This is a genomic window from Marinospirillum sp., from assembly GCF_014859565.1.
The window spans coordinates 1-3,203 of record NZ_JACUUA010000314.1 but is presented as its reverse complement, the minus strand read 5'-3'; the positions used below and the strand labels follow the sequence as shown (position 1 = coordinate 3,203).

General features: G+C 48.5%; 3 protein-coding genes and 1 pseudogene. 1 reads left to right on the top strand and 3 read right to left on the bottom strand.

Annotation, left to right across the window (positions count from 1 at the left end; genetic code table 11):
- Positions 1–118: pseudogene (locus IBX50_RS18910) on the top strand (isoprenoid biosynthesis protein ElbB); the annotation flags it as partial.
- Between the two features lie 54 nt (positions 119–172).
- Here IBX50_RS18910 and IBX50_RS18905 read toward each other — a convergent pair.
- From IBX50_RS18905 to IBX50_RS18895, 3 genes are all read right to left on the bottom strand, one after another.
- On the bottom strand, positions 173–1,381 hold the full coding sequence (locus IBX50_RS18905) for an HD domain-containing phosphohydrolase (RefSeq protein WP_292257953.1): 1,209 nt from the start codon (positions 1,379–1,381) through the stop codon (positions 173–175).
- A 29-nt stretch (positions 1,382–1,410) separates the two neighbouring features.
- Positions 1,411–2,202 (bottom strand): MBL fold metallo-hydrolase, encoded by a 792-nt coding sequence (locus tag IBX50_RS18900; protein WP_292257952.1) that lies wholly within the window; start codon positions 2,200–2,202, stop codon positions 1,411–1,413.
- Positions 2,203–2,285: 83 nt separating this feature from the next.
- Positions 2,286–3,053 carry an MBL fold metallo-hydrolase gene (locus IBX50_RS18895; RefSeq protein ID WP_292257951.1) on the bottom strand — a complete coding sequence of 256 codons (768 nt, stop codon included), beginning with the start codon at positions 3,051–3,053 and terminating at the stop codon, positions 2,286–2,288.
- Positions 3,054–3,203 lie beyond the last annotated feature (150 nt).

The following is a 3,203-nucleotide window of genomic DNA, read 5'->3' as shown; positions in this document are numbered from 1 at the left end:
TGTGGTGGATAACACCCATAAGGTGGTTTCCACACCGGCTTATATGCTGGCAACACGTATCACTGAAGCACGGGATGGTATTTTTAAACTGGTGGACAAGGTGCTTGAACTGGCCTGATTTTAACCACCTGACCATTCTCTTGGACCTGCCCTGCACAGCGCAGGGCAGGTTTTAGATCAGATCGGATACACCGGAAAGATCAGCAGCCATAGCATTCACCCGGATGGCACTGATGCCCCACAGGGTTGCCGGGCTGATTTTGATACGCTCAGTGACATTACAGGCACTGCGAATACTAAACTGCTCTGAACCTGTGTTGCGTCGTCGTGGTGAGAGAAACAAATCACCACCAGGTTTTTTGATGCTGGCTACCAGAGGCGATTTTGGATCGGGTGTCCGTCCAATCACCACCGCCAGCTCACCGTTGTTCAGTTTTACATAAACACCTGGTGGATATACTCCCAACTCATTCAAAAACAGCAGTGTCAGCTTGGAATCAAACTTGCTGCCTCGCTGGGTAAAAATATCCCGCAGTGAATCCTTGTGTTTAATTGGGTTCCGGTAAGGTCGATGAGTCACCATCGCGGTGTAAACATCCGCCAGCGCCAGAATACGCGCCTCACGGCGAATTTCATCACCCTGCAGACCACGCGGATATCCTGTGCCATCCAGCTTTTCGTGATGCTGTGCCACCAGTTCCAGCCACAAAGCATCATCCACGCCCGCTTCTTCCAGCTTCTGCATACTCTGCAAGGGGTGACGATTGATCACTTCGCGCTGCTGATCATTCAGCGGTGTTTTCTGCTGGTGCAACCGCTGTTGATAAGGATTCATGGCAATGTTACAGGTCAGGGCGGCAGCCAGCACCGCCAGACGAACTTCCTGCTCCACCTGCAGGCGATCCATAATCAGCTCGGATAACACGGCAATTTGCATCGGGTGATGTACATGGTAGGGAAACTGATCAGCCAAATGCACTGCACCCAGCAATGCATCAGCATCATACTCAACCAACCCCTGGATATTCACCGCAATGTCATACACGCGCTTTTTGAGTGCGCCGGGGGAGGTACGTTTTTCTGAATCTATCAGTTTAAACACCTCTTCCAGCTTGAGGCACAACTCATCAAACTCGGCGAAGGGGTTCACCTTGCGGCGGAATCTGACTGGCTGCGGCAGCAGGGCTTCCGGCTCGGGCAGAATCTCTCGCGCAAACAGACCAACTCTTGCCAAAATCTCCTTCTGGCGGTCTGAGCGCAGAATGGCACCCTTAGCCATCAGCAGCTTGCCGTATTCGTCATAAATCGGCCAGGGAACGGGGTGTTCCACTTTTAACAGCTCAGGCGTTATTCTCGATAACTCAAAATCACGCAGTAACATAAGCTCATCCTTGCAGTCAGATCTGCAACCTATACCGGTTGATCAGCGTAAATGGCTTTTAAATAATCACCACCACACTGCAACTCTTCGAACCAGGACAGAAAGGCCTCAACCTGCTCATCACGGAACATGGCACCATGTTGAGGGACTATCATTGTCACTTTTTTTGGTAGCGCCCGAATCTGGGCGACCCAGTGGCGACATACAGCATTGGAGTGCATATAACGCTTATGGAAAGGCTCCATGAAGGCTTTGTGTGCCTCAAAGTCCTCAACAAAGGTGGTACGTTTACCTGCCGGAAAAATGGAGGCACCAATATCACCTGTAAACAGGATGCCGGAACGCTCATCAAAGATGCTGAAATTGCCTTCACTGTGCAAAAAATGGGCTGGCAGCAACAGCAGGTGATCACCCGTAGGCAGTCGTAATTTGGCACCACGATCCGGCAAGGGCACAACTCGCTCTGGCTCATCCAGACCAAAATGTGAAACAAAGTGCAACCACAGACGCGAAATCAGCAATTTGGCATCTGTTGCTTTCATCCAGTAGGGTGCTGATGAACAGACATCAGGATCCTGATGTGTGGCAATCAGCGTATTAATCTGCCGAGGATGAAGGTAACGAGTGACCTGCTCCAGCACATGGTGAAAAACGTAGGTTCCGCCTGGATCAAACAAATATCCCTGATCACCATTAATAATCAGACACTGGTTGGTCTGTACAAAGGAATTGGAGCCTTCCTCTTCTTCCCAACCAAACCAGATAAACTGGTGTTCATCATCTTCATACAGCAGGCAGTTATCTTCCTGGTTTTCTTTCATATCTGCAGCCCCTCTCTGACTCAATCCATATTTATTGTATTGCCTACTCTAGGACAAATACGCTCCCTCAAAACTGAGCCAGCTCAAAAACCGTAGAACTCATCCAATAAATCTGTCCCACATTGCAAATTCTCCAGAAAGTCGAGAAATGCAGGAATATGTTCCTTACCGATAATTGCGCCATGCTGGGGTACAATCATCTCCACAGGATACTGGCGAATCATTGAAACCCATTTACGCAGCGCAGCATTATTACCCATATAACGCTTGTGGAAGCCTTCGGTGTAGGTCATGTGTTTTTCCCAGTCCTCCACCATCAGGTAACGTTCCCCTCGTGGGAATACAGCAGCACCAATATCACCGGAAAAAAGAATTTTTGAGCGGCTATCATAAAAGCAGAAGTTGCCTTCACTGTGTAAAAAGTGGGCAGGCAGCAGAATGATTTCACCACCGGAAGGCAGTTTGATCATTTTACCCTTGTCTTCTATTGCAACCAGGCGGCTGTTGTCACTGAAACCGAAGTGGGAAACAAAACGTACCCACAGACGGGATACCAGCAGACGGGCATTGGTTGCTTTAAGCCAGAGGGTAACCGAAGACAGGACATCCGGATCCTGGTGGGTGGCAAGCAGATAACGTATCTGATCCAGAGGAAGGTACTTACTGACTTCAGCAGCAACTTCAGAAAAAATGAACGCACCACCCGGATCAAGCAGATAGCCCTGATCCCTGTTGATGATCAGCACCTGATTGGACTGCACCAGGCTTTCTTCACTGTCCGGATCTTCCCAGCCGAACCAGACATACTGGTGCTCATCATCCTCGAATAAAACCTTGCTGCTTTCTACCATTTGGGGCTCCATATACAAACTTAATGTTCCTATGGAGCCAATGTATATCAATCAGCAATCTATTAACAATTGATGCAAAGCAATAAATCGAAGTATAAGGAAGGGTTATTGTTATTGATTGTAATTAAATGTTTTATTCTTCCGCTTTTC

Coding starts and splice junctions, on each gene's coding strand:
- IBX50_RS18895 (WP_292257951.1), bottom strand. CDS start 3,053: ATGGTAGAAAGCAGCAAGGTTTTATTCGAGGATGATGAGCACCAGTAT.
- IBX50_RS18905 (WP_292257953.1), bottom strand. CDS start 1,381: ATGTTACTGCGTGATTTTGAGTTATCGAGAATAACGCCTGAGCTGTTA.
- IBX50_RS18900 (WP_292257952.1), bottom strand. CDS start 2,202: ATGAAAGAAAACCAGGAAGATAACTGCCTGCTGTATGAAGATGATGAA.